At 57.9% G+C, this 25,926-nt stretch carries 16 protein-coding genes; 8 read left to right on the forward strand and 8 right to left on the reverse strand.

The genetic code is table 11. From position 1 onward, the window contains the following. Positions 1–23: 23 nt before the first annotated feature. From ACR0J5_RS03235 to ACR0J5_RS03270, 8 genes are all read right to left on the reverse strand, one after another. Positions 24–3,866, reverse strand: a complete 3,843-nt coding sequence (locus ACR0J5_RS03235; protein WP_480650409.1) for an amino acid adenylation domain-containing protein — start codon at positions 3,864–3,866, stop codon at positions 24–26. After that, positions 3,826–7,935 carry an amino acid adenylation domain-containing protein gene (locus ACR0J5_RS03240; protein WP_480650410.1) on the reverse strand — a complete coding sequence of 1,370 codons (4,110 nt, stop codon included), beginning with the start codon at positions 7,933–7,935 and terminating at the stop codon, positions 3,826–3,828. Before ACR0J5_RS03240 ends, ACR0J5_RS03235 begins: the two co-directional genes overlap by 41 nt. Before the next feature lie 48 nt (positions 7,936–7,983). Further along, on the reverse strand, positions 7,984–9,138 hold the full coding sequence (locus tag ACR0J5_RS03245; RefSeq protein ID WP_480650411.1) for a HupE/UreJ family protein: 1,155 nt from the start codon (positions 9,136–9,138) through the stop codon (positions 7,984–7,986). Positions 9,139–9,552: 414 nt separating this feature from the next. After that, positions 9,553–10,884 (reverse strand): nucleotide disphospho-sugar-binding domain-containing protein, encoded by a 1,332-nt coding sequence (locus tag ACR0J5_RS03250; RefSeq protein WP_480650412.1) that lies wholly within the window; start codon positions 10,882–10,884, stop codon positions 9,553–9,555. A gap of 33 nt (positions 10,885–10,917) precedes the next feature. Beyond that, positions 10,918–12,021: a TfuA-like protein gene (locus ACR0J5_RS03255; protein WP_480650413.1), complete on the reverse strand. Its 1,104-nt coding sequence runs from the start codon at positions 12,019–12,021 to the stop codon at positions 10,918–10,920. Positions 12,022–12,023: 2 nt separating this feature from the next. After that, the gene (locus tag ACR0J5_RS03260) at positions 12,024–13,235 is read right to left on the reverse strand and encodes a YcaO-like family protein (protein ID WP_480650414.1); all 1,212 of its coding nucleotides are present in this window, start codon (positions 13,233–13,235) and stop codon (positions 12,024–12,026) included. Positions 13,236–13,246: 11 nt separating this feature from the next. After that, positions 13,247–13,555, reverse strand: a complete 309-nt coding sequence (locus ACR0J5_RS03265) for a hypothetical protein (RefSeq protein ID WP_480650415.1) — start codon at positions 13,553–13,555, stop codon at positions 13,247–13,249. Between the two features lie 143 nt (positions 13,556–13,698). Beyond that, entirely contained in the window at positions 13,699–16,998 is a 3,300-nt protein-coding gene (locus ACR0J5_RS03270; RefSeq protein WP_480650416.1) for an adenylate/guanylate cyclase domain-containing protein, read from the reverse strand. A gap of 194 nt (positions 16,999–17,192) precedes the next feature. Here ACR0J5_RS03270 and ACR0J5_RS03275 point away from each other — a divergent pair, with 194 nt between their 5' ends. The 8 genes from ACR0J5_RS03275 to ACR0J5_RS03310 all read left to right on the forward strand — a co-directional run bounded on the left by ACR0J5_RS03275 (position 17,193) and on the right by ACR0J5_RS03310 (position 25,925). Further along, entirely contained in the window at positions 17,193–17,843 is a 651-nt protein-coding gene (locus tag ACR0J5_RS03275) for an NADPH-dependent F420 reductase (RefSeq protein WP_480650417.1), read from the forward strand. 214 nt (positions 17,844–18,057) lie between these two features. Beyond that, complete coding sequence (locus tag ACR0J5_RS03280; protein WP_480650418.1) at positions 18,058–19,470, forward strand: radical SAM/SPASM domain-containing protein; 1,413 nt, start codon at positions 18,058–18,060, stop codon at positions 19,468–19,470. 206 nt (positions 19,471–19,676) lie between these two features. Next, positions 19,677–21,647, forward strand: coding sequence for a hypothetical protein (locus ACR0J5_RS03285; RefSeq protein ID WP_480650419.1), 1,971 nt, complete (start codon positions 19,677–19,679; stop codon positions 21,645–21,647). Between the two features lie 101 nt (positions 21,648–21,748). Next, positions 21,749–22,036 carry a hypothetical protein gene (locus tag ACR0J5_RS03290; protein WP_480650420.1) on the forward strand — a complete coding sequence of 96 codons (288 nt, stop codon included), beginning with the start codon at positions 21,749–21,751 and terminating at the stop codon, positions 22,034–22,036. Positions 22,037–22,040: 4 nt separating this feature from the next. Beyond that, positions 22,041–23,123: a hypothetical protein gene (locus ACR0J5_RS03295; protein ID WP_480650421.1), complete on the forward strand. Its 1,083-nt coding sequence runs from the start codon at positions 22,041–22,043 to the stop codon at positions 23,121–23,123. Then, positions 23,120–25,183, forward strand: a complete 2,064-nt coding sequence (locus ACR0J5_RS03300; protein ID WP_480650422.1) for a glycosyltransferase — start codon at positions 23,120–23,122, stop codon at positions 25,181–25,183. Before ACR0J5_RS03295 ends, ACR0J5_RS03300 begins: the two co-directional genes overlap by 4 nt. Then, positions 25,180–25,617: a hypothetical protein gene (locus ACR0J5_RS03305; protein WP_480650423.1), complete on the forward strand. Its 438-nt coding sequence runs from the start codon at positions 25,180–25,182 to the stop codon at positions 25,615–25,617. Before ACR0J5_RS03300 ends, ACR0J5_RS03305 begins: the two co-directional genes overlap by 4 nt. 92 nt (positions 25,618–25,709) lie before the next feature. Further along, entirely contained in the window at positions 25,710–25,925 is a 216-nt protein-coding gene (locus ACR0J5_RS03310; protein ID WP_480650424.1) for a hypothetical protein, read from the forward strand. Position 25,926: the final 1 nt, after the last annotated feature.

Genomic DNA, 25,926 nt, shown 5'->3' on the forward strand with positions numbered 1-25,926 from the left:
CCCGATCCATGCTCCGCAAGGTTTCAGAAATGCGCAATCTTTGACGCGATGAAAGAGAACACGTCTGACCGCTGCATCAGCTCATCATGCTGCATGTCCAGAGGGTAAAGCTGTTTGTGCGGCAAATGCGTATCCAGAACGTCGCCACGTATCAGGGACGGGTTGTTCTGTGTCAGGAAAACATGGGTGGGCTTGTTGAACACTGGCGCGCGAAACCTGCTGATTGCTACTTCATTTGCAATTTCGGCGCCTTTAGTCCTGACCTGTTGAGCAGGTTGCTCAGCTGACAGAGATTTCTGAATGTCCGGCAAGGCACGCCGGGCGCGATTGCGGCGTTTCCAGCCGTTCAAGAAATACCGCCAGCGCTTGTAAGTGCGATAATAGAACGGCTGCAAAGAGGGTTCGGCCCCGATCATTTTGAAGGGTGGGTCCAACAGAACCATGCCCAGAACGTTTTTCTGACCAACCTGTTCTGCAATCTCCATCACCAGCGGGCAACCAGCGGAGTACCCGCAGAGAGCAAACGGTCCAGCAATGTTGGATTGCGGAATGTGAGAGATCGCGTCTGCGGCCCGTTCCGCAATAGACTTGTCGAATGAAATCGCGATGCCGTCTGTCAGGTAGCTGGGGATATGCAGGATCGTGTAATCTGACCCAAGATTGCGTGCCACGTAACGGCTGAATTCGAAAGAGCAGTCGGCAATAATCACAGTGGTCTTGTTCGGGCCCGGATTGAGGACTTGGACCGTGCCCTCTTGTGTTTTTACCACAATGCCCGCCTGCCGTTCGGCGACGCGTCGGGCCAGATCCGCGACTGTCGGGAACGAAAACAGGTCCGTGGGTTCAAAGTGCAAGCCCGTTTCCTGCGCCATTGCATAAGCGGTTATCGTGGTCAGACTATCCCCGCCCAGATCGAAGAAATGCGCATCCCGCGTGTCGCAGGGTGTCTTGAGCGCTGCCGAAAACAGTTCGGCGATCTTCCGTTCCAGCGGACCTTTGGGCGGCTCTCCTGTGTTTTGGCTGTCCTGCTCAGCGATCTGGTCGATCAACGCGCTCTGGTCCAGCTTGCCGTTCGGCAGGGTCGGAAAACATTCGATGCCGATGACCTGATTGGGATGAAAAGGTTCCGGAAGGCTCGCCTTTACGTGTCGCTCAACATGGGTGCAAAGGGGATCGTTTGACTCGCACTCAAGAGCCAGAACGATCTTTTTGGGCCCGCTTTGTTGCAGCACCACCGCGGCGAGTCGCAGGGTGGGGGCGACCGTACGTGCGGCCTCTTCTATCTCGGTCAGTTCAACACGGTGCCCGCGGATTTTGACCTGTTTGTCCTTGCGACCCAGAAAGGTGATGCTCCCTTCGGCATCTGCAACGCCCAGATCGCCCGTTCTGTAGGCTGGGATTTGATCTGGACCCAATCCGAAGAACTGTGCGCGGGTTTGGTTGGTGTCATGCAGGTATCCATCCGCGACCGTCCCGCCCGCAACGACGATTTCGCCGACCTCGCCGGGTTGCGCAGGGCCATCGTCCAAATCAACGATCCCCACCCAAGTGCCCGGGATCGCAGTTCCAATCGGAATGGCGGTTTGGTCGGTTTGGTCGGTGGCGTCAAAGGCCGTGCACCACACGGTGCCTTCGGTGGGCCCGTATTCGTTGACAAGTCGGCATTGGGGGCACGTCAGGCGCAACGCCTGTGCTACGCTGGGTGACAGGGCCTCGCCTGCGGCGATCAAGACCTTGAGGCTTTGCAGGTCCTGTTTCGGAACGGTTGTCAGCAACGCTTGGGCCAACCCCGGCAGGCACAGCGTGTGGGTTATGCTGTGGCGGGCAATCAGCTTGCCCAGTTCCTTTGGCTGTTGCTCGGCCCGCTTGGGCGCAATGACCAAATGCCCGCCAGTGCACAGAGTCCAGTAAAGACCCGCGACGGAGCTGTCGAAGGCCAGCGACGAAAGCAGAAGATATGCCTGGGGCCGTGCGTCATAGACGGCGTCCCGCGCGGCGGTCGAAAGCGCCAGCGCAGAATGTGAGATCATTACCCCTTTTGGCTTGTTCTCGGACCCCGAGGTGAACATGACATAGGCGCGCGGGCCGGTTTCGACGTTGTTCAGCGCCTCTGACAGGTTCTCGAGGAACACGGGCTGCGCTGTCGATTTGGGAAGGTGTTCAGTGACCTTTTGCGTTGTCACCAGAAACCGAGGACGGGCTGTTTCAAGCATTTGGGCCAACCGGGCCTGAGGGTAATCCAGATCCATGGGAACATATGCAGCGCCGGACATCATCACGCCCAAAAAGCCCGCAATCGCATCAACACTGCGGGGTAAGGCCACCGGAACGATGTCATCGGGTTGAACACCTGCTGCGCGCAGCGCAAAGGCGATTTGACGCGCGCGATGGCTGAGTTCGGCATAGGTCAGGGATTGTTTACCGTCGCTTATGGCCCGGGATTGCGGGCTGCGCTCGGCCTGTTTCAGGAACCGTGCGATGATGTTTTCGGTCTTGGGGGCAGGGGCCACCGAAACCGACGCGTATTCGCCCGACAGCAAATCACGGATTTGCGTTTCCGGCGCAGCCGTGATCTTCGACAAAATGCGCTGGTATGTTGTCACGAGGTTGCGAACCGCGTTCTGTGGGATGCGAGTGGGATCAGAATAGACTTCGACCCCTAATTCGGAATGCGGTGAAACCAGCATGGCCAAGGGGTAATTGCTGAACTGTGTTGTTTTCAGGCCCGAGATGTGAATGTCGCCGAACTCATACTCACGCCTTATCACTCCTTCATTGACAAAGAGCGTGTCGAACAGGGGGCCCTGGTCGGCGCAGGGCGCACAGGTCTGCACCTCGGCCAAAGACGCATACTCATGCGACAACCGCTGGGTTTCGGCGCGGGCGTGATCCTGCAGGAATTGCTCTACGGGTTGCGATGGATCGATTTTCAGACGCATCGGCAACGTGTTGATATAAGCGCCAATGGATCGCGACACATTTGGTATCTCGGGTGGACGACCGGCTGTCGTTGTCCCGAAAACAACATCGTTCTGCTTTAGATACCTGCGCAGAACCAACGCCCACGCCGCCGATAGCAGAGTGTTGGGTGTGATTTTCAGCCGGGTCGAGATGCCCCTGACGCGGTGCATCAAATCCTCGCCCAAAGACACAGAATGTGAAACCTGAGACGCGGGGGCGCCTGGATGCTCGGGAACCGGCAATACGCAAGGTCCTTCCAGCCCGGCAAGGTAGCCGGTCCAATAGCCGGTATCTGTCAGGGGCGCGCGTTTGTGCAGCCAGGTCAGATAAGTCTTGAAGCTGGAGGCCGGGGCAAAGGGCCTGTCGGTCCCGGCGTAGCGGTTGAAAAGGTCCTGAAAGGCAACTCCGGTAGACCAGCCATCACTGATCAGGTGGTGGATTGTCCAGACAAAGTGCCATTTATCCTTCGCACCCCTGATAAGGGTCGCCGCCATCAAGGGCGGTTTTGTCAGATCAAACTGCCTGAGCTGTTCCACCTTCAAAAGCTCGGTTAGGCGGGCTCCAGGGTTTTCTTCTTCGGTCCAGTCAAGCTCGGTCCAGGGGATGGTGCCCTGTTCCTGCACAACCTGAACCGGTTGCTTGACACCTTTCCAGACAAAACCGGCGCGTAACGCGTCATGCGCATCAAGCAGATCGCACATTGCGGATTTCAGGCGGTCAGGGTCCAAAGGCCCGCGCAATGTGCACCGGATCACGGCGACATATTGGCCGCAGATATGCCTGTCGCCTTCAACATGAAAAAGCATACCACGCTGCGCGGCGGTCAAAGGAAGAATATCTGCAACGCCCTTGGGATATGCCACGTCAGCCCAGCGCCTCGGAAATGCCGGACAGATCGTCGTCATCCAGTTGGATCAGGGCATCGTCGCTATGGTTCTCGATACCAGCTGACGCCAGACCATTGGCATAGACCGCCAATGACCGAATTGTCCTGTGCTCGAACAAGGCTGTTGCGGGCAGGGGCAATCCGACCTCGTTGGCTTTCATGGCGATTTCGATGGCGGCAAGGCTGTCGATGCCCAGGTCGAAGAAATCGTCCGTTACCCCGAATTCAGATGTTCCGATAACCGCCGCGACGCAGGTCGATAGAGTACGCTCTACATCCGTTTCCGGCCCGACACGATTGGTTTTTCCGGGGCCTCGTCCACGCCCTTTGGGCAGGCTGGACGTATCAACTTTGCCATTGGCGTTCAAAGGCATGTCTTCCAGCAGCGCCACTTCGTCAGGCAGCAAGCCACGTGGAAAATGCGCCTCTAACCGCTGCCAGATTTCCTGCTCAGACAGGTTCCGTCCGGCCACATATACCGACAGTTTGTTCTGTTGAACCGGTTCGTCAAAGCCAATGCGCTCAAGCATATCCGCAACCCGGGAGACGTCGATGGAGTCATTCAGTTCCTCCATGGCTTGTTCGGGCGTCTTGTGCCCCATACGAACATCCCAGGAATAGGGCAGGGCGTAGTTATGATACCCTTCGCGCGCTTTATGCACATGGATTCCGGCATCATTGATCAGGCAATTGGTCGATCTGCCGGTGTCCGAGGGCCTTTGCCAGGATGTCCGCCGGTCGAGATAGTCATAGATTTCAGAAACAGGCACATCAATATAGCGGTATATGTCCAGCACTTCGATCTGGTTCAGAAAGCGACCGTCTTTCAGGTCGTCGGTCTGCAAAAGTCGGGACAGGGCATCATCTTCGGCGTGGTACGCTTTGCGTGCTTTCGTGACCATCTCATCCAACTGCGCGCAAGTGGGCGCCGCGTTTCGGAACAGATCGGGGGTCAGGCGGGTTTCAAAGAACTGGCCGCGGGACAGACCGGTGACAACCATCGCTGCCCCCTCGGCCAAGGCGGTGCGGAAGGCGAGGGTATAAAGCGCCTTGAAACAGCCCTGACAGACATTGGAATGGGATTTCAGGCTGTCGACAAAGATCTGGTTCATCTTGTCGGTTCTGAGATAGCGATGATCCCACCCCAGATCAGCGACCACCCGTTGAATGTTTGCCTTCGCCTGTTCTGAGATAAAGCCATTGTCCAGTGTCACCGCAAGCACACGCGAGGTATAGTCGGACAGGCGATAGGCTGCATAGGTACTGTCCTTGCCACCGCTCAGCATCATGACGGCATCATAAGATCCGGTGCTGGTTCGCGCGGCGTGGTCGATCCGCCGTTGCAACGCAGGTTCGTCGCGAAAATAAGCCTGCGCCCGGTCTTTGTAGCCATAGAATTCCAGGCAAATGTCGCATTGATCTGTTTGCGAAAAGGTCACACCGGGCACTGCGTCTGTCAGGCCACATTTCTTGCAGTGTTGCCGCTGTTCCACTTTGGCCCCTGAGGGCCCATACGCCACATGGACTGCATCAACGCCGGGTATCTGGCGTAGCACGCGGTCCATCTCGGCAACTTCAAAGCGGACGCCGCCGATTTTGACCTGCTGATCCGCGCGGCCGAGATATTCGATACTGCCGTCGCGATTCATCCGCCCGATATCGCCGGTGCGATAGATGCGCCCCTGCAGGTTTTGCGGGTCGTCCAGAAACTTTTCAGCGGTTGTTTCGGGCGCTGCCAGATATCCCTTGGCCAGCCGCCCACCAATGATGATTTCGCCGGCAACCCCCAAGGGGCAAAGGGTCAGGCCCGCGTCCCGGATACTGATCGATACGCCCGCTGCCGGCACGCCTATCTGAACCGAAGGGCTGGTGTCGATCCGGCTGTCAAAGAGATGATGCATGGCCCCGACAACAGCTTCGGTGGGGCCATATTCGTTGATCAGCCGCAGGGACGGCGACAAGGTTTCCCGCGCTTGTCTGCACAATTGGCTGGTCAGGTTCTCTCCGCCAAGGATCAGGGTCTGAATACGGTCGACAGCACGCTTTTGTTTGCAGGTCAGCGCCAGATGAGAGGGGGTCAGCTTGACTACATCCACGGCGTCTTCGGCAAAGACATCCAGCACCGCAAGATCCGGGTCAGAGCGTTCGGGATAAACGCGGATCGACCCGCCGGATACCAGCGGGGCAAACACCGATGTCACGGTCAGATCGAACGAGAGAGAGGAGAAAAGCGCGTATCGGGCAGGTTGATTGTCACCAAAGGTCTGCGCGGCCCAATGAACATAGCGGGACAGGCCGGAATGACTGACCTCAACGCCTTTCGGGATGCCAGTCGAGCCGGAGGTGAACAGTACGTACGCAGTGGCGTGCCCTTCGGGCAAGCGGGTACGGGGGGCGTGGCCCGCCTCGACCAGCGTGATGTCGAGCTTTTGACACCCAAATTCCCGGTCGTCTTCTGGTGTCAAAAAGACCGCTGCTGCGCCAGAACCGCTGACGATGTCTTGGGCACGCTCAAAGGGCATGTTGGCCGCGATGGGAACAAAGCTGCACCCGGCCTTCAGTATGCCAAGGATGATCATCACGACCTCTGCCGAGCGCGGCATGTGTATCGCGATGGGCGACGCGCCAGGGATGCTCTGAGCGGTGATACCGCTCGCGATTTGGTCACTGCGCTGATCAAGTTCTTTGTAAGTGATCCGCGTTTTACCGCAGGAAATCGCCAGGGCATCGGGCGACGCGGCGACCCGGGCAGCAAAGGATGTCAAGACGGTTTGCGGGATCTCTGGCGGCTCTGTTGGACCATAGGTTAGCGATCGGTCACTGCCTTGTGCGCCCAAATCCATCGCTGCAACGGGTGTGTCAGGGGCCCGCAGGGTTGTGTTCAGGACGGTCAGAAAATGGTGACGAAGGCAATCCGCAGGGACAGCGTCAAGAACCGTATCATGAACATCCAAGTACAGTTCGGGCCTGCCTGTTTTGGCGAAATCCAGAATATGCAGGCGCAGTGCGTGGGTGACGTCATGCGCGCCACTGTGCAGCCATGTCACGGCGACCGGGCGGCCTGCAAAAGCTCCGAAATCGGCCTGAATGTAGTTGCATACCGCACTGATGCCCGAATTGTCTATGCGCGCGACAGCGCCGGGTTTAGCCTGCCTGAGAAAGTCGCCAAGACCCGCTTTGACCTTGGTGTGAAGGTCCAAAAGACTGTCCTGGGCGCTGACCGGAATGGTAAAGGGCAGCACTTCTACAAATGGCCCAAGGGTCTGTTTATCCCGTGCTGACAGGCGGTTGTGAAAAGGCAGGCCGATCGTCAACTGCTCATCACCGGTGATCCGGTGCAGGTAAGCGAGATAGGCGGTGAGGTAGAGCGCAAGCCGCGACAGGTCAGGCGTCAGCAGGCGAAACTCGGGTCGGGCCAAGGCCACATCGAGCGCCCCGTTCACCTCAGCGGGCACAGGCACTGCAATCCGCGTGGATGAGGGTGGTCGGCTGCCCGCGCTTCCATAAGGCGGGGAAACGGGGAGAGGTGCTGTGACGGTTGGAGTCTCTGTCTCCGCTGCTTGTACTGGTGGGCTTTCAAAAAAGCGCGGCGATGGTTCGAGCGGATCGGAGCCATTGCGTTCCAAAGCCGCATAGCGCCGGGACACCTGATCAAACAGCACGGTGTCAGAATGGGCATCGCAGGTGATGTGATGTTGGCACAGGGCCCAAACCCAGTGATCCCCGGAAAGCTCGATCAACTGGCTGCGCAACGACCCGCGTTCCAGATCAAACGGTGTCCTGACCCAATGATCCAGGTGCTGGTCCAGCGCGTTTTGCGCATCGTCGGAGGGCTCAAGTTGGATCACCTGCAGCACATCATCCTGATACGGCAAAACCGTCTGATACGGCGTTTCCCCGTCGGTGCGAAAAACAACCCTGAGGATTTCGTTTTCATCAATGGTTTCGCGAAAGGCTCGGCGAAACAGGTCCGGTTGCACTTTAAACTTCAGATCAAACCGCCATGCCACATTATACAGTGGTACGTCCGGCTGCAGCTGCTGGCCCTTCCAGAACCGAAGTTGGCTGTCTGACAAGCGGTGGGACATGAGTTGCCTCTCAGTCAGAAACGTTTTGCTGTGACGGGCGCGGGCGCATTACTGTGCGACCATGGCCAGGGTTTCGCCGAACTGTGGAAACCAGCCGATGGTCCGCTCGTAAAACCAGAAAACTGCGATAGCGATCAGCGCGACCGAGCCGAATTGCAGGCCGATGACACGATAGGCGGTCAAGCGGCGCAGGGCGAAGAAGATCGGGAACAGCAGCAATACGATGGCCAACTGGCCCACCTCGACCCCGATATTGAACGTGGCCAGCCCAAGTGCCTTGCGCGCGGGATCAAGGCCAAGCGGTTCCAGCACATTGGCAAAGCCAAAGCCATGGAAAATCCCGAACAGGAAAACCACTTTCCATGAACTGGTGTGAAACCGCGGCACAAGGTTGCCGATGGCCACCACCGCAATCGAGAACGCGATTACGGCCTCAACCAGCGTGATGGGCAGGGTGATAACCTCGAACGTAGCCAGACACAGCGTGATTGTGTGCGCGATGGTAAAGACCGTCACGATCTTCACGGTTTCAAACATACTGGCGCGCAGGCTTTCGGATGGGACCCAGTGGCGGTTTTCGACACGCATGACGGCCCCAAGCAACAGGGTCACCAGAAACAGAACGTGATCGAACCCTAGCCAGATATGCCAGACGCCATGCACAAAGAAGGTTTTGGCAATGTCTTTGGTGGGTTCATCATTCAGGTACAGGCTTTTGAAACCATCCCCCGGCGAAAAGATCAGAGAGATATAGGCCTCATTCTCATCCATGCCGTTTCGTGTGTTGGTTGCGATCAGGGCATACCCCCGGTGCGTTGGATCGATGTCCGAGAACAACCCATCATATGACATGTCGATCGTGGTCGGTGTCACGTCCGTTCCAAGAACTTCGAAATGAAGCTGAGCAAACTTTCCAACCTCGGATGGGAAAAAGGTTATGTCATCGAATTCGACGCCCAGCGGCTCACCATCAAGCGCCAGTTGCATGCGATCTTCGAAGTAGGTGAAGAACGCGTCCTGTGCCTCAAGGACCTGCAGTTCGGTCAGTGGTTTGTCGACCTCAGCAGTTCCGGCCTGAACGCGGGCCAGATCTGCCATTGTCACTTCGATCCGACCGCTCAGCGTGTCTTCGGTGACGTCGAAATAGACATAGCTTTCATTAAACCGGTGCGCCTGTGTGACCGTTGGCAGGCTCGCCAACACCAACAGAGCAAGCCAACGGAGCCACGCTCGTGCCATACTTGGCGTTGGATCGCAGGATACATGAGAATGGCGGCGTGGCGCGTTGAACAGATGCATTAGATGAAGTCCCCCAATTCCGTTGGCCTTGGGTTTACGCCCAAGTTCCGGAGTCTAATTTGCTTTTTGTTTAAAACGGGATGTGCCCGGTCGGGCACCCTGCGCGTGCCGCCGTAGCGTCGGTCGACCATAGTTTTCGGTCTGGCTGATAGAGGCCGTGAAACGAGTGCGCCGCCGCGAAAGATATGGATGTATTTGTCGCTCACTATCGCGCTATTCTTGTTCGTCTTCACCAAAGGTACGGACAAAAACACCGCGTGGATCACAATAACTTGTATCAGACGTTACCCCAATTCCGCTGATGCGGGCGCAAGACCCCTAGCGCGGTGTCGCGGACCCATTGCCGATCAGGCTCCTCAGATAGCGGTCCAGGGCCCGGTTTTCCGTGTCAGCTTGGCAGGCGGCCTGCAGGGTCGCGCAGGTCTTTGGCACCCCGGGATTTTTCAGAAGCGCCTGAATGTCGGCTTCGATCCTGTCCGCAGTATCTGTGCGCGCGCCTTCCCGCCCGATCCCATGATATACGACCCGCGCGGCGTTGCCGTGCTGGTCATTCACATGAGGGTAAAGCAGCATGGGCGTTGCCGCCTCGACCGCTTCGACGACGCCACCGATACCTCCATGCATGATGGCCAGATCGGCATGTCGCAGCACCTGATGCTGCGGGGCCCATTCGACGATATCAACGTTGGGGGGATAGCCCACGCCGTCCGCATCTTGCCAGTTTTTGCCGGCTGCAAACAGAAACTGCCATTCGGGGTGCTTACCGGCCACGGTCCACAGGTGGGCGAGGAGGGCGCTTTTGGGTTTCATCATCGTTCCGAACCCTACGAAGATCCGCTTGCGGGTATCGCCAGCTCTGCAAAACCGATGGATCTTTTCCCGATCATGCGCCCTTTCAGGACGGTCCGTCAAAATCATCGGCCCCAGGTAGGTGAAATCATCAGGAAGCTGTGTCGGCAGGTCCAGCGCCTTGGGCAGTAGAAGTACGGTAGGTATCTTATAGGTCCATGGCATTTGCCAGCAGATCAGACGGAGCTTTTGTGCCAGCGGCACACCGGTCCGGCGTGCCAATTCCCGATGCACAGTGGCATAGTCAGCCCCTTTGAACTTAATCCTGTTGCGCAGAATCTTACTGAATTTCCACAGAAAAAAACGCGCCCATAGCAGGGAAACCCCAAATCGGCTGCCCGGTAAACCGTACCCGGGATGGGCGCGTTTGTTCAAAGGTGGGGCGCGGGTTCCGGGGGGCGATATGAACATGTTGCTGTATTGAACGACGGGTACATCAAGCGACAGCGCAACGATGATATGGGCGTGCAGCTCAGCGTCGATGAAAATGGCATCTGGGGCAAATGAGGTAACCGCGTGCGCAAACCCCTCGACCCCCAATGCCTCAATTGACGCATCCCGTCGCGCCTTGGGAGAAAGCGCCTTGATCTCGGCGCGGCTGAGCAGCGGGGAAAAGGCATCCACATGGGGCGGAGGGATCACGTGATGCGCGAAGCCACAATGCGCAATAAGTTCTGTGGCCCATTCAGGTGCGAAAAGCCTTACCTCATATCCCAGCGTTCGGGCGCGTTGGGCGAACTCCAACGCACTGCTAAGCGGGCTTTGAAAGCCGCTTGATACTATTGCCAGACGTTTCGCCATCACCCGCATCAGATGTTGCGTCCGACGCTCTGGTCAAGCGTCGTTTTGGGTGCCACCTGCAAACATCAATAGGTTCCGCATGCGGTCGTCCAGCTTTTCCCCGACGCTGCGGCGGGCGCGGGCGATACGGGCATTCTGTTCCAATTGCTGGGACAAGGCATCTATGTCCAGATTGTGAGAGGTCAGCCATTGCATCAGGGCCGCCTGATCATGAAGGCCATGGGCCTGCCGGAATTCTGTAACCTCACGCGCCAAATCGGCGCCAGACATGGGCAGGGTGGACACACGTTCCAGCGCCAGAGCCAATTCCGCGCTTTCCGCGCTGCGCCTGAGCAATTCGAACCGGTCGGGCATTGCGACGCGCATCCGCTCTAAGACATCGGGATCGTTGGGGTCCGCGTTCGACAGAACTTCTTGCAGCAGAGATTCAAAGGCGTCTGAGTGCTGGAATTTGAAATCTGTCTGCACAGTGTCCTGACCTGTTTCCATATCGGCAGCCACGCGGGACAGGCACGCCAGTGCATCACGGTTTTTCTGGTCGATTTTTCCATCAGGCAGCCACGCGTGCAGCCTGTCATGGGCATCGGGGTCAACCTCGGCGCAATGGGACAAAAGCGCGGTGTAGGTACGGTCCGGATAGAAGGTCTGGGCGGCATGATCCAGCAGCTGTGTTGCCGTGTCGGGGGGCAGAACCCGCGCTTCGACTGCGGCGGTCAGAGTCCATCTGATGTTGACCAGTGGCTGGGACAGATAGGCGTATCCCACCTCTTTTGGGGCGTGGATCAGCGCGACCTCGTCATCCCGGTCAAGTGTGCCATGGGCAAAGGCTTGGAAGATCTCACCGATGCCGATCATGCCGAAGGCTTGCAGTTCCGCCGCCCGCAAAGCCCCGGTCGAGGCCGCCCCATAGACCGGAATTCCCGCGTCCAGCGCCCACAGGATTTCCTTGTGATAGACCGCCGGATACGCTTCGAAATAGCCGTCTATAAGTACGATTGCCCGGGGGTGCAGCATTGCCGCGCGCAGCACGTCCCCCTGGGCCGCAGGACCGAGGCGTTGAACCGGCAGGTGGCGTTCGGCCTCGCAGGGCTGCGGCAGCGAAGGGCCGGCGAACACGATGATCTCGGGGCGGGTCATGGTCATCCTCGCAGGGCGCGTGCGCGTGCACCGGGGGCATAGCCCGGCGCATCTGACGTGCCTTCCAAGCCGGGCACGATGACCCGCACGACCGAAGCCGGGAGGTCTGGCACGGACAGGTCGATCACGATCGGCGAACTCAGACCAGCGGTGTTTAGGGCGCTCAGCATGCAGGACAGACTTTGATCAACCGTTTGCACAGCGTGAGTGGCCACGTCCTGAAACCGCAGGGGCAGGGCGGCATTGATGATCTCGGACCGGTGCGCGGCCAGCGTTCCGCTTTTTCGCATTGATTGATAGTAGGATCGGGACCGGTCGTCCCGCGCGCCAGAGATCAGCGTCAGGCGGCTTTGGGCGGCTTCGGTCAGGGCGCGCATCAGGGCGACGCCGCGCTTTGGATGACAGCCAGAGCCCGAGGCCGCGTGCAGGCCGCGCCGGTCCCCATCCTGTTGGTCGATGATGGTTGTGAAAAACGCAGGAATACCAAGATCGGATGTCACGTCCCAGATGGCACAGGCGACACCGGCCCTGGCAAAACGGTCCAGAAGGTCGGCACAGGTCGGGTCGTCCACGCTGTTGGGATCGACCCGGCGCGCGATGCGCCCGTCAGGGGTTTGGTGCCACAGGGTGATGGCATCTCGCTCCAACGTTTCGGCAATGGCCTGCGCAACCGCCTCTTTATAAGTGCTGCCCGAGGCCAACCCGGTGGAGGACATCAGGAAACATCCCAGACGCGGTGGCAGGGGCAAGCTATAGTCCATATGAACAAGCTCATACGGCACCCAGACCGGGTGATCCCCTTCCAAGGTCTTACCTTGGGCCCAAAGCGCTCTGCGCTCTGTCGGAATTGTCTGATTCTCCATCAGAGGCAGGCTTTTAAGGTCGATGAGCGTACCTTCGGCAGACAGGGCCGAGGCTGTCGCCAGCCGCAATGGCAGAGATGGCGTTTCGGCACAGCTGAGCTCTACCGCTTCCATCAGGGCCGAGACTTTGGCGTCTGCGACAGACGGCCCTTTGCCTTGCGTCACGGCCAGTGAGCGCGCATTGGGGCGATGTGCGGCGCAAACGGGAATTCCGATGCAATCCAGCCCGGTCAGATCGGCCAACCGCGTGACACCGATCTTTTGCAGATGCGGCAGGATGCGTTCTATTACGTCTTTCGAGGACGCGACATGAACAGCCACGTCCTCGCAGGGTTCAGCAATCTGCCCCATCGTCTGTTGTGTCAGTCTCTTTCGCGGATGAAAGTATGATTCTGTTTCAGGCCATCGATATTGACCAGATAGCATGTGCCCATCGGTTCGATCTTGGTGGTCGATTTCGGCAGGTAGTCAAAGGGCGGAACGGTTGCAAGATTCACACCGCAGCGCAGCAGGTTGCGAATGACTTCCCAGCCATCATGGCTTTCGAACTGATCCGGGTCGACCCGGTATTTGTCGTTGTCCCAGACTTCACGAGGTACACACAGCACCGAGCCATCTTCGGTTGCAATAATCAGGTCGTGCTTGAAGCCTTCGAGTTTACTCTCGGACATCGTGTTCTCCTCCAGTCATGATATTAGGTTCGTTCGGTTTAAATCGATTGGTTTGCAGCAAGTTATTAATAACTTAGCGATTACAGACTGCGTGATCGTTAACCATATTGCAACCCGCTTGGGGTAGTGGCCTTTCAATTGGCTCAGTGGAAATCGGAATCGCGCGCTGCGGTCAAAAGCGCGGCGATGCCGTCGCGAATGCGTGTGGGTTCCTCGGTTTCGGACATCTCGCACAGCGTGTGGATTCTGGATTGCAATTCAGCCGGCAAAACCTGTTGGCTTTGATCCAGCATGCGGGCGCATAGGGCCGGAACTTTGCACAGGTCGGCATCGGAATCTGCGGCGGCAATCAATGGCAGGATTGCGGACCATTCGAAGGGATATGCAATTCCGGTTTTCCCAAATTGCTCCAGCGCCGTTTGCGCATGGGTGCGGGCCTCAAGGAACGCACCACGCGCCCAAGCCTCCCATGCAAGGTTCGAGGTCGCAAGCGCCACGTATTCATGCATGTGCAACTCCTGCGCCAAGGCGATGCTGTTGCGGGACAGCTCAAGCGATTCCGAGGCCTGATTCATGCGCCGGTAGACAAAGGCAAGATAGGTCATGCACCGCAATTCTATCTTGCGGTGGCCGGACTGGCGCGCGGCCTCCAGACCATCCTGCATGGCGGCTGCCGCCTGAGGCAAGCGATGGCTGTGTAGATTCACGAACCCCAGAATGAACTTTGCCGAGGCGATGATCGCCAGATTCGAGGTCTCATTCGCGGCTGAAACATAGTTCTCAGCCGTTTGGATCGTCTCGGGCCCCGGATCGTATCGCGTGGTTCTCAGATCCCGCAGGACAAGCTGATCGAAATACTCGGCGCGCTGTTCGGCCGTCATATGCGCGACATACGCGGCCAGAGTATCGGCCAGTTCCGACATCGCCTTGCCGTCACCGCTCCAGTAGTGGACGTTCAGGATGTTCAACTGCACGTCGATCCACTCACCCCGCAGGGCCGGATCGGTTTGCCAGTTGTTGTCTTCCAGAACATGTTCGGCCGCAGTCAGTTCCGCCAGCGAACCCGAGCGGTTTTGCTGTAAGGCGTTGCCAGCCAGCCGGTGCAGCCGGGCGATGCGCTGTGCGTCTGAACCTGCGTTGTTTATGGCGCGCCTGAATGAGGCCACCGCATCGTTCAGGTCATGCACAAGGGTCAGGACGGTGCCCAGATGCTCTAACACATCAACGCGGTTGGGCAGGGTGCTTGGGTCGGAAACCTGTTTTAGGTCCACCTTTTCCAGATGCGTCAAAGCGGTCTGGTAATAGGCTTTTGCCTCGGTATTGGCGTATCTCGACCGGGCCAGATCTGCGGCTTGATTGTAACAACGCGCCGCGGCCGCGTGATTGCCCGACAAGGCCCAGTGATTGCCCAGCACGTGAGACGGGGTGGCCTTGCGGAAATTTGCGTTCAGTACGGATGCCACCCGTGCATGCACCATCACGCGCACGGATCGCAGCATGTTTTCATAGGCCGCATCACGCATCAGTGCGTGGCGAAACGAATACATCCCATCCGCATCCGGTTTCGGGACGATGATCTGGGCCGACACCAGCGACTCCAGGTGAACCATCAGGCCTGAGCGGGTTTCTTCGATCACCGCACACAGGACCTCAAGCGAGAAATCCCGGCCAATTGCGGCGGCGGTCTGCAAAATCCTGCGCGATTCCGGGTGGCGATCCAGACGGGCCACCAATAGATCGTTCAGCGTCGTCGGAACCGAGGTCGTATCGATCGGTTTGACTGTCCCAGCGTTGTGATCAAATACGCCGGATTCGATGAAGGATTTCGATAGCTCTTCGGCAAACATCGGGATGCCGTCAGAGCGGTCCTCGATCAGTTCCAGAACGCGCTCCTGCAGCGGATGCGCATCATAAATCTGCGAAGCGATCTCACCGATCTCAGTGTTGGAGAGACGGCTCAGCTCAATCCGTTCGAGGCGCTCATGGGTTTCCCATGCGGCCTCGAATGTGGGGCGGCAGGTGAATACCAGCATGGCACCTTGGGTTTTGAACGTTTCAATGACCCGGCCCAAAAGCTCTTTGGTTGTCGGATCCATCCAGTGCAGGTCTTCGAAAACCATCAGCACATTGCGGTCTGAAACATACCATTCCATCACCTCGATCAAAGCCTGAAACGTGATCTCTTTCCGACCCAGCGCATCCAGTTTGACGGCTGAACCCCCGCTATTTTCCCGAAAAGACACCAGTTCTTCGATCAAAGGCCCTGATTTATTCTGATCCAGTGAGGTTGATGAAAAGAATTCCGCCAGCGCAACGGTTTTGTCACCCTTGCCCAGTCTTTCGTCGGCCAATATCCGGGTCCAGATATGGGTCAGAACCGGGTAGAGCGCGTCGTTGGTGTGAAAAGGCGAGCATTGAAACCGCAATATCTTGCCGCCTGCACCTTGCACCTGAGAGACAAATTCATCCACAAGGCGCGATTTACCGATGCCCGGTTCACCCGACACCAACACAGAACGGGTGTGACCTTGCTGAGTCTGCTGCCAGGTGTTTTTCAGGCGTGCGAACTCGTTAACCCGGTTCACGATCGGCAAGTCAGCCTGGTTTGCTGCGTCGGTCAAATCCAAAAGACCATCCGACGTCCCGTCGACGCGCCATAGCCGTATGTCACCTTTGAACCCCTTGAGGGTGTGGCCGCCCAGATCAAAGAACTCGAATTTATTGGCCACGATCCGTTTGGTTTCATCCGAGATGACCAACGTGCCAGGCGCGGCCATCGATTGAATCCGTGCAGCCAGATTGGGGGCGCGGCCAACGGCCTGATCCTCTTCGATATACGTGTTTCGGATCAGGTCACCGACCACAACATTCCCAGTGGCGATACCCACCCGGCACTTGACTTCAAGCCCCTGCTGCTTGCTGAGCGATTGCATCGCCTCGGTAATCGCAAGGCCAGATCGTATGGCGCGCTCAACATCGTGCTCGTCCGCCTGAGGCCAGCCGAAATAGGCCAGAACCCCATCGCCCAGATACTGAGAGATAAAGCCGCCAAATTTCTCGACAACTTCGGTGACAATGCTTTTGTAGCCGCTCAAAAGGGCTGACAGCTCTTCGGCGTCAAGTTGTTCGGACAGTTGGGTCGAGCCCACCAGATCGGTGAAAACAACCGAAAGCTGACGCCGCTCTTGCGAAGCGATGCGTTCCGCATCGGTACGATGCACCTCACCTGCGGGTTTGTCCTGATTGGGCAGTTGCCCGGTTCTTAGCTGCGCGATTGCATCCAGTATCCGGCGGCGATGGCCCACCGATGAGATGCCCATATCCTTGAGGTCTTCAGCCGTGATCGATGGCAGAATACTGACGTCGACGTCGTTTTCGCGAAACACGTCTGAATAGCGCTCCATCCCCAGCGCGCAAAGCCAGTCATCGATGTTGATTGCCATCTATCGACTTACCACTTGCCTCGTTTGTGTTCCGCCGCGGGCCCGGAACTGGAACGCTTGGGCCCATGCGCAGTGCTGTAGATTTCGCCCCAAGTCGGAGCGCTGCCGGGATAAGGTTGTTAAAACCCGTATCATCGCAGCTTGCTTTCTACTATGCTCGCCGCTGTAACATTATCAAGAGAAAGAAAGAAATCGTGCCCAATTCCCAAAATCTTCTGATCGTTGGTACTGGTAACGTTGCGTGCGCACTGGCCCGCCGGTTTGCTGCGACCGATCATTCTGTGTTTCTCGGCTCGCGCGAAACAGGTCGCGGTACCGAGGCTGCCGCGCAGTACGGCGTGGAAGGTGGCGCAGCCGTCGACCGCGTGGCCGATGCGGATGTTGTGTTCATCGCTGTCCCGTTCACGGCGCTGGATGAAACGCTGGACATGCTGGGGCCGCTGGATGGCAAGATCGTCGTGGATTGCACTAACCCTCTGACAGACGATTACATGGCGCTGACGATGGGGCACGACACATCGGCAGGGGAATACTGTCAGGCCAAACTGCCCGGTATCCCGGTTGTCAAAGCATTCAACGCTGTCTTCGCTGATGTGGTTCAAACTGAACCGACCTACGGGGGTGTAACGCCTCAGGTCTTTTTGGCTGGCGATGACGCTGATGCAAAGGCGGTGGTGGGTTCACTGATCAGCGCGATTGGGTATGAGCCGGTCGACAGCGGCGCGATCCAGAATGCGCGGTATCTTGAGCCTCTGGCCGAGCTGATCATTCAGCTGGCCTATGTTCAGGGCGAAGGCACAAGCATTACACCTGTCATACTGCGCAGCGACGCCAAGCCCGACTGATCTGGTAACCAGCAGGGAAACAGGGCGGGGCCGACGCGTCGCTCTGTTTCGCGAAGCGCCCGGATCGATGGCCGGTCGTAGGTATTTGCATTGAATAAAAAATAATTAATTTCAGCGCCTTGGCCCGGAAAGTGGGCGGCAATGCGCACTGAAAGCAGCCTGTTTTTAGCGCAGGCTTGATTTGCAACCGGGCTGTGTCACAATTGCGCCCGCGATGCAGACAGCTAATTCCGACTCCAAATGGACCAGCGAGACCAGCGATACAGTTTGTGTCGCACTCATCGATTCCCTCACGGAACAAAACACCACATATCTCAGACGGCGCAGGCTGTTGGACGGGCCGAACGCGCATGCGCAGGACTTGGTGGTCGAGACTGCCACAGTCATTCTGAAGGAAAACGGTCCGGCTGTGCTGGACGATCTGATCGCTCAGGTATCCGAGGACACGACCGAGCATGCGATCTTCACTGTTTTGGTTGTCGCCTGGATCGAGCTCCAACGCGAACACTGGCAGGCGACCGAGGCGCTGGGGCGGGAAGTGGTCAGCCGTGATCATCATGACCTGATGGCCCAGCGCCTGATCGATGCCGCGCGCGAAAAGTCCAAAAGCCTTGAAGCCGAGATGGACCGATGGCTGCAGACCCGCACCTGTCCGGCGCCTTTTTCGGAAATGGAAACCCGGACGACGGGTGAGGTGCATTTTTGTTGCTCGGCCTGGCAGCCCGCCCCGATCGGGCGGCTTGAATCGGACGGAGAGGGCGGGTTCTGGAATTCAGACCGTGCCCGGGAAATCAGGCGGTCCGTCCGCGACGGAGACTTTTCGCATTGCAGCCGATGGCATTGTCCAAAGATCGCAGGCCGCAGGTTGCCTGCTCGCACCGATGAGACACAGAAGCTGAAACTGGAACTGCAGGAAGGCCCGGACCGGGTAATCCTGTCCCATGACCGGTCGTGCAATATTTCCTGCCCCAGCTGCCGTATCCAGTTGATCAACCTGCCGCACAAAGAAACCGAATGCCTGAACGCGGTGTTTGAGGATCATCTGCTGTCTCTGGTCAGCAAGGCCACGAAAATCAAGGTCACCGGGTCTGGCGATCCGTTTGGCAGCCGTCATTTCCGGCATATCCTTGGGCGTTTGACCCAATCCGATGCGCCGGGTCGGCGGATACAGATTCACACCAACGGGCTTTTGGCCAACGAACGCGCCTGGAACGATCTGGGCTTATGGGAGAACGTCTCATCGGTCTGGGTTTCCATTGATGCAGCAGAACCTGAAACCTATAGCGTTTTGCGCCGAGGTGGGAATTTCGCGACGTTAAAGAAGAATTTGCAGTTCCTTGGGGAATTGAACGCAAGGGGCGATATCGACACGCTGCGGTTGGATTTTGTGGTTCAGACGGCAAACTTCCGGGAAATGCCTGCCTTCGTCGATCTTGCCAAAGAGGTGAAGGCGGATGGCGTATACTTCCTGCGATTGCGCAACTGGGGGCATGTCGATCCGCAAGAGTTCAAAACTCAGGATGTCTGCTCGTCCGATCACCCGGATCACGACGAGCTTCTGTCCATCCTCGCCGATGCACGCATGGGGTGGAGCGGCGTCGACCTTGGCAGCTTGAACTCTATTTGACGTACCCAAGCATCAGTGCCCGTGAGAAGCGGGTTTCCTGTTCTGTTACCACTCAAATCTGCTGGCCTTAGCTGACTTGTTTTAGAGCCGCCGATTTTTTATAATCCACCCAGTATATTTTTGTTTTTTGTGTGCTCAGGCGATTGTTTGGTTAATCCGAATTTTAACTGCTTGCAGCGTTATGAGTGACCCGTTGGGGGTAGTGTATGACAAAGGCTAGCGGTCCTAAAAAGCGACCTCATGTTGCCAAGAATAACGCCAACCAGGCGGCTGGTGTATATGATTTCGTGCAGTCTCCTGAATGGCAAAAAGTCCTTGAAAAAGCGCGTGTTGAACAAGAAAAGGGCGGCGCTGAAAAGGCCCGGGCCGGTCAGCAGGCACAGCCCGCCAAACAGGCCCGGACAGCAGCGAACCAGCCATCCCAAAACCAGCAGTCTTCGGTCGCGCAACGGGCGCGGTCCGAGCATCTGGAGCAAGCCAAGCAGAACCAAAATGCCGGGATCAGCGCGCAGACTGGTGAGTCGGACACGCCTCCTTCAGGCGACCCAGCAGCTGACGAAAATCGCCCACCTGCTGAAACTGAGGCTGGTGCCCAACCGCAATCGTCAGGGCCGGATGGGCTTCCGTTTGATCCCAGCCGGGACCCGGCGGAACAGGAAGCAGACCTCAGTCTGCGGCTGACGACGGAAGAGATCGACTATCGCCTGTCCAAAAAACTGCTGCAAAAGCTTGAAGACCAGCGGCAGATGCGCCATCGGGTTCGGCTGGGTCTGGTCGCAGGTGGTTGCCTGTTTGGGGTGGTTGCATCGTCGGCCGTTTTTTTGATCGCGTCCGGGGTCAAATCGTTGGAATCCGACGCAATGCTTGCGTTAGAGGGTACGGCACAGGATTTCGCAGGCATCGCGTCGACGCAGGGTGAGCCCGTTTTGGCGTCCGAGCCAGCGCCGCTTGTCACCCCGGGCGTTGTTGACGGGGAAATTGTGATCGCGTCGGACTTGTTCGACACCCGGCCAAACGAGCCGGAAACACCTCTGGTTGAGCCCGAGGACCTGGATAGTGCCGCCGCTGCAACGCCGCCGCTGTCGGATTCGCTCGAAGATACCCCATTGGCTGAGATCGGGACGCCCCGGTTGGCCCCCGCTGTCCTGTCTTACGTTCCGGCGCTGGAGTTGCCGCTTTTCCCGGTCGGCGTTGCCGGTTACCTGCCGCGGCAGGAGGCCAATCCAAGTTTCCTGCCTTATGATGCTGCACCGGAATTCTTTGTTTCGGTGGCTCATCTGGCCGATGTGCAATCGACTGAGTTTGAGCCGGTTGAGATTTCTGTTGCAGCGCTGACAGCTCCAGCCCCCAGCCCGAAACTCTTGGCTCTACCTGTGACCATCAAGGTTCCGCCAGCTTTGCCATCTGTCGCTCAGCCCGCATCCGTGTTGAACGCCATTCCTTTGCGTCAGGCGGATACGCGACCCTTGGCAGCATCGGAAGAAATTGAGCTGTTCACGGTGTCGCTGCAGCCCTCAACCCAGGGCGACTATCCGGAGTTGAGCGCAGAGACCATGACAGCACCCATCTTCACGCCGCGCCCTGCGACGCCGCCGGTTTCGACAGAGGTTGTGGCCTTGCCTGATGAGATCGCCCCGACTGCTGAGCTACCGCCGGTTTCGACAGAGGTTGTGGCTGTGCCTGATGAGATCGCCCCGACTGCTGAACTACCACCAGCCTCGACACAGATCGTGGCCGTGCCCGCAGAGATCGCCCCCCCGGTCGAGCCCGCAGCGCCAGCGACTGGCGCACAGTTCCGGCTATATGCACCTAACCGGCTTTCTGAAAGTTCGGTTAATGCAGTGGTGGCCGATCTTGCCAATACAGGTCATGCGCTAAGCGGAACGGCCCGCGTTGGCTACAAGGTCAGTCAATCCAACGTTCGATATTATCACGCCCAGGACGCGGCCCGGGCCGCGGCTTTGGCTGAGGATGCGGGCGCCTTGCTGCGCGACTTTACCGGAGCGAACTCCAAAACACCGACCGGCCTTGTAGAATTGTATCTGGCCGGAGAGGGGGGCGGGGCTGCGCCGGTCCGGCGTGCCACGCAAAGAACCAACCGAAATTCCGCTGCAACCAACCGAACCAGCCAGCTGAGAAACCAGGTTCTGAAAAAGCTGAGGGCCACGACGAATTGACGGGGGCGGTTTTTGACCGCGGAGAAGTAGAACGATCTGTGAATGTAATTGACGAGTTTTAAGGGTTTGAACAGATGATTGACGGCAGACTAGTTGGCATCGTGACTGCGCTGCTCCTTCTTGCGGGGGCAGGCGGGGCGCGTGCTGAAATCACACTTGAGCATCTGATCGCGATTGATCAGATGTTGTCCACCAACGACATGGCGGCATTGAAGGATTACCTCGATAAAAATCCGGGCCTGCTGACCGGAGATGATGAGCTGTCAAACGAGCTGCGCGATTTCCACGATGCAGCCTCCAACGGCAGCGTGAACTACGGCTATACCGCCAGCGCAACGGATGCCTCTGTGGATGACGCGTCGGCGCGTGAAAGCTCGTTCCAGCACTAAACGCATGCCCGGATACGACTCAATCACGCAGTCCGGCCGCCCCAAGGTTGCCTATGTCATCGAGCCACGTTTCTCGGGTGGTACGTCTGCGGCTGTCGCGGCCGAACTGCAGGTGGCCGTGAAATTCGCCGAACTTGAGGTACATGCCGTCACCTCGAAAACCTTTGGCGAAACTCAGCATGTTTCACCCTTGTTGCGGTCGGTGCTTGCGGATTTGGGCATTCCCCTTATCTGGGATGCGCCGCGGATCAGCGCCGATTTCGTGATCCTGCACAACCCCGCCTTTCTGAAATTTCACGGCGCGTTGGACACCCGGATTTTCGCCAACGAGCTTATCGTTGTAACACATGAGAACTTTCTGAGGCCCGGCGGTGAAGAAGGGTTCGATGTTCTGTCCTGCCTGGGTCAGATCGAGGCCGCAACCCTGTCGGTCCGGAAAACACTGGCTCCGATTTCACAGCATAACCGCAAAACTGTGTTGGACTGGCTGGCGGTACGCCCGATGGTGCGACAGTGGGGGGTACTGCAGACGGATTGGTTCAATATCTGTCAGACCGATACGCAAGATCCTTGTGATGCTCCGCAGGATCGGCGCGGCAGGCATTCACGTCCGGGGTTCGAGAAATTTCCGGTGCTGTCCGATCTTGATCTGTGTTTTCCCAATCATGCGCAAAGCAATGTAATTCTGGGTGCAGATGCCCTGTTGAACGCAGGGGTTCTGCGGGCCCATTGGACTCTGTTGCCCTTTGACACGATCACTGTGGAAGAGTTCTTTGAAAGGATAGACTTTTTTGTCTATTTCACGGCGCCGACTTGGCAAGAAAGCTTTGGCCGCGTGATCGCCGAAGCCTTGCGCGCCGGTAAGGTGGTTTTGACAAATGCCGAGACAGGCAGAACCTTTGGTGAGGCGGTTCTGGCTTGTCGACCGGGCGAGGTGGACAAGATCATCGCCAAGCTGATCGCGCAACCGCATCTGTATCACGAGCAGGTTGTCCGTTCACAAGCGGCCCTTTCACGTTATTCTGCCCAAAGTTTCGGGATGATGCTGTCTAATGTGTTGTCTGCCGACAGTGAGGTGCTGCAATGATTTATGTCGAGGCGGGGACGCGGTCTTTGCGGTCCTTCGATGCTCAGCTTGCCTTTGCCGAGCAGCTTTCGGCCCGAGGGTATACTGTTTGCATCGACGCCGCCTATCTACCGGACGATCCCGGTCGCGGTCGGGCCTATGATGCCGCAAATTTTCTGGTCGATCCGGTCGAGCATGCGGTTGATGCGGTCTTTGTTCTGGGGGCCGAGGATATCGACGACAGTCTGCTTGCATCGTTGCGGCAAAAGCAGCTGAATGCCGAAGTTCCGGTGATCGCAACGGGCCGTTTTCAAACCCAGCAGAGCTTTATCGGGGCCAAGGCTCGGTTGGCCTATGCGCTTGGACGCGAGGCTACGGTCATTGATCTGACGGAATTCCAGCCTCGCCCTCTGTTGACCACGTGTGCCAGCCCGCTGGTTGCAGACATCCGAAAAACCCCCAGACCGCCACGAGCCTTACCGAATGTGACTGTGGTTCTTGGGTCTATGGAACTGGATAACCCCGAGACGCTCTCGTGTTTCTCCCGAATGAGCAACCAGGGCAGGTACAATCTGCGGCTCATCGTCAGTGGCGCCCAGAACGAGGTGATCAACGCATCGCATTTCCATGATTTGCCGACCAATCTCTATACCGATCTTTCGCCGCTGACTCTGGCGAATTCAACAGATGTGCTGGCAATGTTCGGCCACGGGATCGCTGGTGTCCGCATCGCCGCGCTTGCTGTTGAGCTTATCGCGGCGGGCGGCATAGCGATTGACTGCACTGAGGATGAAGCGCTGGTTTCCTCTGGCGCGCCTGCGTTGCTTGGGCCGAAAACGCCTTTCGCACTGGACGGGTATCTGACGGGGAAGATTCTGGCCAATATCTCGCAGATCGCGGAACAAGCCTCGCTGTCGCAGTGGCTGCATTCGGTGGACCTGTCCCGCTTGGAGGCTGAGGCGGGGCTGAAAACCCCGGAACGTCCAGAGGAACGCGCGACACCTAGAACCCTGTTTCTACCGACCAACGGGGTAGGTCTGGGGCATGCGCAGCGCTGCTCGGTGATCGCCCGAGAATTGCCCAAGGACCATCCCCGACTTTTTGCGGCCTTTCCCAGTTGCGTGCCGTTGGTGCGGCGCGAAGGCGTGGATTGTATCCCGTTGGTTTCGCGCATCGACGCCATGGATAGCACCAATGGCAATGATATCCTGACCTATCGTCGGCTTGGCGCCGCGACGCAGCCAGGTGATACGCTGGTGTTTGACGGCGGCTACGTGTTCGATTCAGTCTATCGCACAATTCTGGAACGGAACCTTTCCGCTGTGTGGGTGCGCCGGGGCCTGTGGCCCGATGGGCGGTCGCGGCAAACCATGTTGGCCCGCGAAGGTGTGTTCGACCGGATTATCGTGCCATCAGAAGCCTTTGAAGAACTCAATGACGCGTATAGCTATGGCGATCATGTGCATTATGTCGGCCCGATTGTGCGCCGGACGGAGCAGTCCGACGACGCGCGCGCGGACCTAAGGGCTCGGCTGGCCGAGCGGTTTGGAATAGACTTCAAGCAATTGGTGGTCAGCATGCTGGGCGGCGGCGTCGCCTCGGATCGCTCAGCCCAGCTTCAGGCGATCTCCGGAATGCTTGAGGATCGATCAGACTGCCTGCATCTTGTCGTGACCTGGCCGGGCAGCACGGTTCAGCCAGCCGCGTTCGGGTGGTCGAATACCCGTGTCGTTCAGACGTTCGAGGCCACATCCTTGTGCTTGGCAGCGGACCTCATGATCTCGGCCGCAGGGTATAATTCGGTGTTGGAGGTGCTGTATCACAAGATACCCTCCATTCTGATCCCGCAATCCGCACCCTATCTGGACAATCAGGAAAGACGCGCCCGCGCGCTGGCGGATCGGGACCTCTGCGCTATCATCACCGACAAAGAGTTTATGCAATTGGAACGCACGGTTTCGGGCTGTTTGGACCATGGCGATGTTGAGGTTTACCGCACCGCCCTGAACAGGATTGAACTGCCCGATTCAGGGGCAGCAAAAGCGGCGCAGATCATTGCCGGGGCGGGGGGCGAAAAATGACGGACATGCTGTGGCTGGATATTCTAAGCCGGACCTCACCCAAAAGGCCGGTGCAACTGGATGCAGTGATATTGGGCGACGGCCCAAGCAAGCCTCAGGGCAAAGTTGTATTTCCTGACAGCGGGTTGGCGCCTTCTGCCGCGCTATGGGAACGGGACGAGGACGGCCCCACCTATATCGGCATTCGAATTCTGAAAGCGCCGGAAGCCCCGCATAAAACCGCAAGGCTCTTGGCTGCCGCTGCGCTGGAGCGTGAGGTTTATCCCGTCATCCTCAGCAGGCTGGATCATTGTGGGTTCGAGCAGTTCGGTTTCCGTGTCGAGCGTATTCCGGATGATCCTGTTGCCGCAGAGGCTGCCGAGGAAGAAGCCAGAAAATTCTGGGACTTGGCGATCATTGTTGATGGCGCGGATGTAGGGCATTGGTCGGGTTAACCGCCGGGCAGACGCGAGCCTTTGTCGATCTTCGAAAAAGTGATTTGGCCCATGCAGCCAAGAAAGGGTTCAATGCGCATAGGAGGGGTGCCATGCAGAATCCCAAAAGCTTTGAAAAATTCTATTTCGCCAAGGTCGGTTTGGGCGAAGCCTGCGGGTGCGCCGAGCGGGTTATTGACGTTTACGAATTCAACCGCAAAGGCGGTGAGGCTTCCAGACAAGGGCTGACGCGAAAGGCGCGCAAGCGGTCTTCTTTCCGGTCCTGGGCCTTGAAATACGGATTGCTCAGCCGCAAGCCCCGGGCCTGAC

This window comes from Ruegeria sp. BE1 (assembly GCF_056538885.1).